The organism is Streptomyces sp. NPDC052687 (assembly GCF_040678395.1).
Classification (GTDB): Bacteria; Actinomycetota; Actinomycetes; order Streptomycetales; family Streptomycetaceae; genus Streptomyces.
In genome coordinates, this window is sequence record NZ_JBFATR010000095.1 from 1 (window position 1) to 6,892 (window position 6,892).

The 6,892-nt window shown below is 74.8% G+C and carries 2 protein-coding genes; both read left to right on the forward strand.

The annotated features are described in order from the left end of the window. Nucleotides 1–24 precede the first annotated feature (24 nt). On the forward strand, nucleotides 25–5,364 hold the full coding sequence (locus AB0K92_RS33330) for an SDR family NAD(P)-dependent oxidoreductase (protein WP_365929014.1): 5,340 nt from the start codon (nucleotides 25–27) through the stop codon (nucleotides 5,362–5,364). Between the two features lie 10 nt (nucleotides 5,365–5,374). Beyond that, on the forward strand, nucleotides 5,375–6,892 hold a 1,518-nt coding region (locus tag AB0K92_RS33335; RefSeq protein ID WP_365929015.1), incomplete at its 3' end, for a beta-ketoacyl synthase N-terminal-like domain-containing protein.

Consider the following 6,892-nt stretch of genomic DNA (forward strand, 5'->3'; position numbering starts at 1 on the left):
CGGCTGTCGCCTTCGGATGTGGACGTGGTCGAGGCACACGGCACCGGCACCGCACTGGGCGACCCGATCGAGGCGCAGGCGCTGCTGGCGACCTACGGTCAGGACCGGCCGCAGGACCGGCCGTTGTGGCTGGGCTCGATCAAGTCGAACATCGGGCACGCGCAGGCCGCCGCGGGTGTCGCCGGTGTGATCAAGATGGTGGAGGCGATGCGGCACGGGCTGATGCCCCGCACGCTGCACGCGGACACCCCGTCCCATCACGTCGACTGGGACTCCGGCGCGGTCAGCCTGCTCACCACAGCCCAGCAGTGGCCCGAACTCGACCGCCCACGCCGCTCCGCCGTCTCCTCCTTCGGTATCAGCGGCACGAACGCCCACGTCATCCTCGAGGCACCACCGGCGCAGGAGGCGGTGGAGCCGGAGCCGGAGTCGGCCGAGGACACGCCCGTGATCCCTTGGGTGCTGTCGGCGAGGACGGGTGACGGCGTGCGGCGGCAGGCAGCGCGGCTGCTGGCGCGGCTGGACGACGACCCTGGCCTCGACCCTCGCGACGTCGGATTCACCCTCGCCGCCGGACGGGCCCTCATGGACCACAGGGCCGTCCTGCTGGGCGCCGACCGGGACGCGCTCACCGGCGCGCTGGCCGCCCTCGCCGGGGGCGAGGACGCGCCGGACGCGGTCGTCGGCACGGTGGGGCCCGCGGGGGCGGGCGGACTGGCGCTGGTGTTCTCCGGACAGGGCGCGCAGCGCGCCCGGATGGGCCGGGAACTCCACGAGCGGTACCCGGTCTTCGCCGAGACGTTCGACGCCATGTGCGCCGCGGTCGACGCGCACCTCGACGGATACGCCGAACACCCGCTGCGGGACGTCGTGTTCGCGGCCGCCGACTCCCCTCTGGCGGCGCTGCTCGATCAGAGCATGTACACGCAGACCGCGCTGTTCGCGCTGGAGATGTCGCTGCTGGAACTGCTGCGGTCGTGGGGGGTGACGCCCGACTACGTCATGGGGCACTCCCTGGGCGAGATCACCGCGGCCTGTGCGGCGGGCGTGCTGTCCCTGCCCGACGCGTGCGCGCTCGTCGCGGCACGCGGACGGCTGATGCAGGCCCTGCCGGAAGGCGGCGCGATGGTGGCGCTCGCCGTCGGCGAAGAGGAGGCCAGGGCCCACCTCGAACAGGCATCACTGACGAACACGGTCGGCATCGCGGCGGTCAACGGACCGCAGGCGGTGGTGGTCTCCGGGGACGAGACGGCCGTACTCGCCGTCGCCGAGCACTTCCGGGCCGCCGGGCGCCGGGTCCGTCGGCTGTCGGTGTCCCACGCCTTCCACTCGCACCGCATGGACCCGATGCTCGACGCGTTCGCCGACGTGCTGGCCGGGCTGGAGTTCCGGCCGCCGCGGATCCCGGTGGTGTCCAACCTCACCGGTGATCTCGCCGACCCGGAGCGGCTGTGCACGCCCGGGTACTGGGTGGAGCACGTCCGCCGGGCCGTGCGCTTCGCCGACGGGGTGCGGTGCCTGGCCGGCCTGGGAGTCACCACCTACTTGGAGATCGGTCCGGAGGCCGTGCTGACCCCGATGGTGCACGCGACCCTCGACACGGTCCTCGACAACGGCGGCTACGTCGCCGTCTGCGCGCTCACCTCCGACCGGCCCGAGCCCTTGGCCCTGGCCCGCGCTCTCGCCGAGCCGTTCACGGCCGGCCTGCCCGTGGCCTGGCAGCGGCTGCTGCCCGGCGGACGCCGGGTGGAACTGCCGGGCTACCCGTTCGCCGGGCGGCGCTACTGGCAGGCGGCCGACGAGTCCGCGGCCGGTCTGCGCGCCGCGGGCCTGAACGCCACCCGGCACCCGCTGCTCGGCGCCGCCGTGCATCTGCCCGACGGGCAGACCGTCCTCACCGGACGGGTGCTGCCCGCCGCGCATCCCTGGCTCGTCGACCACGCGGTGGGTGGCACGGTACTGCTGCCAGGCACCGCCTTCCTGGAACTGGTCCTGCACGCCGGCGCCGAGGTCGGCTGTCCGCTGGTGGAGGAGCTGACTCTGCACACCCCGCTCGCCCTGCCGTCCGGCACCGCCGTGTACCTCCAGGTGGTCGTCGGCGCGCCGGACGAGGCGGGCCGCCGAGCGGTCACCGTGCATTCCTCGGCCACGCCGCCCGCCTCACCCGCCACGGGCGAGCCGCCCGTGCGGCACGCCGCAGGCGTCCTCGCGCCGGCGGTCCCGCAGCCGGACACCGAGTGGGCCTGGCCGCCCGCCGACGCCCAGCCCGTCCCCCTGGACGGGTTCTACGAGGGCCTGGCCGACCGCGGCTACGGCTACGGCCCGGCGTTCCGCGGCCTGCGGGCCGCCTGGCGCACCCCCCGGGGGCTGTACGCGGAGATCGAACTGCCCACCGAGACCGGCGCGTTCGGTCTGCACCCGGCGCTGCTGGACGCCGCCCTGCACAGCGTCACCCTCGGCCTGCCGGGCCTGGCCGGCACTGATGCCGCACAGCCGCTGCTGCCGTTCTCCTGGACGGGCGTCACCCTGGCGGCGACCCGGGCACCGGCACTGCGCGTACGGCTCGCCGCGACCGGTGACGGCACCGTCTCGCTGGCTGCGGCCGACACCGCCGGCCGCCCTGTCATCACCGTGGAGGAGCTGGTGCTGCGGCCGATGACCGCGGGCGCGGCTCCCGAGCGGCACGGCGGACTGCACCTGCGCTGGCATGCCCTGCCGGTCGCGGCCGCGGCCGCGACACCGACGGCCGACCTCACCGTCGCCCATGTCGAACCCGGCGGCGACCTGCGGTCCCGGCTTGCCGAGGTGCTGGAGCTCACCCAGCGGTTCCTGGCCGCTCCCGAGCACACCGGCGCACGGCTCGCCGTCGTCACCCGGGGCACCCTCATGGAACGGCCCGACCCGGTGACCGCCGCGGTGTGGGGCATGCTGCGTTCCGCCCAGGCCGAGCACCCCGGCCGACTGCTCCTCGTCGACGTGGACACCTGGTCGGACGAGACGCTCGCCCGGGCCGCCGCCACCGGCGAACCGCAGATCGCCGTCCGCGACGGGCAGCCGTACGCGCCCCGCCTCACCCGCACCGGGCCCGCCCTGCTGCCGTTGCCGGACGCGCCCACCTGGCTGCTGCGGGCCGCCGGCCCGGACAGTCTCGCCCTGGTCGCGGGACCGGACAGTGACGCGCCGCTCGGCGCGCGCGAGATCCGCGTGTCGATGCGGGCCGCCGCGACGGGCCCCGGCGACCCGGACACCGGTGCGGCGCCGTGCACCGAGGGCGCGGGCGTGGTGACGCAGACCGGGCCGGAGGTCACCGGACTCACCGTGGGCGACCGCGTGTTCGGCCTGTTCCCGCGCGGCGACGCCCTGGGGCGGCACGCGGTGACCGACCACCGGGACGTGCTCCCGGTACCGAGCGGCTGGAGCTTCGCGCAGGCCGCGGCGGCCCCGCGAGCGTTCCTCACCGCCTGGCACGGCCTGGTGGACGTGGCCGGGCTGCGGGCCGGACAGCAGGTGCTGGTCCAAGCCGCCGCCACGGACGTCGGGCTGGCCGCCGTCCGGCTCGCCCGCCACCTGGGCGCCGAGGTCTACGCCACCGCCCCGGCCGACGCCCGGGACGCGCTGCGCGGCCTCGGACTGGACGAGGAGCACCTCGCCGAACCCGGAGCCGACGCGTTCCCCAAGACGGTCCCGGCGGGCCTCGACGTGGTCCTCGACCCGCGCGGCGGCGACACCGCCGCCGCGTCGGCCGTGCTGCTCGCCGCCGACGGCCGGTACGTGGCCGTGTCCGGCCGGTACGAGCCGCCGGGCGACGACCAGCGGCCGCAACCGGTGCCGGTCGGCCTCTCCGACATCGAGCCCGCCAGGCGGCGGGAGATCCTCGCCGCCCTCGCCGGCCTGTTCGCCGGGGACGCGCCGGCGCCGCCGGTGCACGCCCACGACGTGCGCAACGCCGTCGAGGCCTACCCGGCCGGGCCCGGTCGCACCGGCCCGGTGGTCCTGACGATCCCCCGGCCGCTCGACCCCGACGGCACGGTCGTCGTCACCGGCGCGAGCGGCACCCTGGCCCAGCTCGTCGTACGGCGGCTCGTCACCGAACACGGCGTCCGACGGCTGCTGCTGCTCAGCCGCAGCGGCGCACCGCTGCCCGAGGACCTGCTCGACCACGGAGTGACCGCGCAGTCGGTCGCCTGCGACGTCGCCGACCGCGACCAGCTCGCCCGGGCACTGGCCGGCATCCCGGCGGAGCATCCGCCGACCGCCGTCGTGCACACCGCCGGTGTCCTCGACGACGGCGTCCTGGAATCCCTCACGCCGCAGCGGCTCGACACGGTGCTGCGGCCGAAGGCGGACGCGGTGCGGCATCTGCACGAGCTGACTGCGGACGCCGACCTGGCGGCCTTCGTGGTGTTCTCCTCGGCGGCCGGTGTGCTGGGCACGCCCGGCCAGGCGAACTACGCCGCCGCCAACGCCTACCTGGACGCGTTCGCCGCCCGACGGCACGCGGCCGGCCGCCCGGCGGTCTCCCTCGCCTGGGGCATGTGGACCACCACCAGCACGATGACAGCCCGCCTCGGCACCGCCGACCGCAGCCGCATCGCCCGCACCGGACTGCTGCCGACCGGCACCGAGGAGGGCCTGGCCGCCTTCGACCGGGCGCTGACCGCCGCCGTACCGTTCGTCGTCCCGGTGCGGGTCGACACCACGGCCCTGCGCGCGGACACCGCCCCGGTGCTCCTGCGGGACCTCGCGCCCGCCGCCCGTCGGCGGACCGCCGCGGACACGGTCCCGGCGGTGGCGGAGGAGTCGCTGGAGAGCCGGCTGCGCCGACTGCCCGCCGAGCGGCGGCGCGCGGAGTTGCTCGACCTGCTCCGCGCCGAGGTGGCCCGGGTCCTCGGGCACAGCGACCCGCGCCAGATACCCGCCGACGGCGCCTTCCGCGATCTCGGGTTCGACTCGCTCACCGCCGTCGAGCTGCGCAACCGGGTCAGCAGCCGTACCGGCCTGAAGCTCAGCTCGACCGCCGTGTTCGACCATCCCAGCCCGAGCGCCCTGGCCGACCACCTGCTCGCCGGACTCGCCCCGGCACGGGACACCGGCGAACCGACCTACGAGCAGGTGATGGCCGACCTCACCAGGATCAGGAGCCATCTGACCGCACTGGACCTCACCGGCGCCCAGCGGACCGCGCTGGCCGAGACCTTCCGCAGCCTGTCGGAGCCATGGACGTCACCGGAGTCCGTGGTGGAGGCCGAAGAACACGTGCCGACCGGCCTCGAATCCGCGAGCGCGGCGGAAGTCCTCGACTTCGTCACCAAGAACCTCGGCATCTCCGTCTCCGGCGACACGTCGCCCACCGAACCGAGTTGAGAGTGAGCTCATGCCCACCGAAGAAGAGCTGCTGAAGTACCTCAAGGCGGTTTCCGAGGAGCTGCACGCCACGCGTGGCCGGTTGCAGGCACTGGAGAGCCGCCGTACCGAACCCGTCGCGATCGTCGGCATGGCCTGCCGACTGCCCGGCGGCGTGTCCTCGCCGGACCACCTGTGGGACCTCGTGGTCAAGGGAGAGGACGCGATCGGCGAGTTCCCCGCCGACCGCGGCTGGGACGTCGAGGCGCTGTACGACGCCGAACCGGGCAACCCCGGAAAGACCTACACCCGCTCCGGCGGCTTCCTGTACGACGCGGCGCACTTCGACCCGGCGTTCTTCGGGATTGCCCCCCGCGAGGCCCTGGTCATGGACCCGCAGCAGCGGCTGATGCTGGAGGCGTCCTGGCAGGCCCTGGAGAGCGCGGGGATCAACCCGCACACCCTCAAGGGCAGCAGTACCGGTGTCTTCGCCGGCTCCTTTCACCACGACTACGACCCCGGCGGCGGCAGCGTCGGCAGCCTCGTCTCCGGCCGCGTCGCCTACCACCTGGGCCTTCAGGGACCCGCCGTCACGGTGGACACGGCGTGCTCGTCGTCGCTGGTCGCGCTGCACCAAGCGGTGCGGTCGCTGCGTGAGGGGGAGTGCTCGCTCGCGCTGGCCGGCGGGGTGACCGTGCTGTCCACCCCTGGCGTCTTCGTGGAGTTCTCCCGTCAGCGCGGGCTGGCGGCCGACGGCCGCTGCAAGTCGTACGCCACCGCGGCGGACGGCACCGGCTGGGGCGAGGGCGTCGGAGTGCTGGTCCTGGAGCGGCTCTCGGACGCCGAACGCAACGGCCATCAGGTCCTGGCGGTGGTGCGCGGCTCGGCGGTCAACCAGGACGGCGCGTCCAACGGACAGACCGCGCCCAACGGTCCCGCACAGCAGCGGGTCATCCGGGACGCCCTCGCGAACGCCCGGCTGACCGCCGCCGATGTGGACGTCGTCGAAGGCCATGGCACGGGCACCACCCTCGGTGACCCGATCGAGGCGCAGGCGCTGCTGGCGACCTATGGTCAGGACCGGCCGCAGGACCGGCCGTTGTGGCTGGGCTCGCTGAAGTCGAACATCGGGCACGCGCAGGCCGCCGCGGGTGTCGCCGGTGTCATCAAGATGGTGCAGGCGATACGGCAGGGCGTCCTCCCGCGCACCCTGCATGTCGACGAGCCGTCCCGCCACGTCGACTGGAGCGAGGGTCACGTCCGGCTTCTGACGGAGAATCAGCCCTGGCCGGACGTGGACCGGCCGCGCCGGGCGGGCGTGTCGTCCTTCGGCTACAGCGGCACGAACGCGCACGTCATCCTCGAGGCCGCCCCCGTACGCGCCGAGGAAGAAGCGACCGACGGGCCGGAGTCGCGGGCGGGTGTCGTGCCGTGGGTGTTGTCGGCTCGTAGTGCGGTGGCGTTGGGGGAGCAGGCGGGGCGGTTGCTGGCTCGGGTGAGTGAGGGTCCGGAGCCGGTGGTGCGGGATGTGGCGTTCACGTTGGTGTCG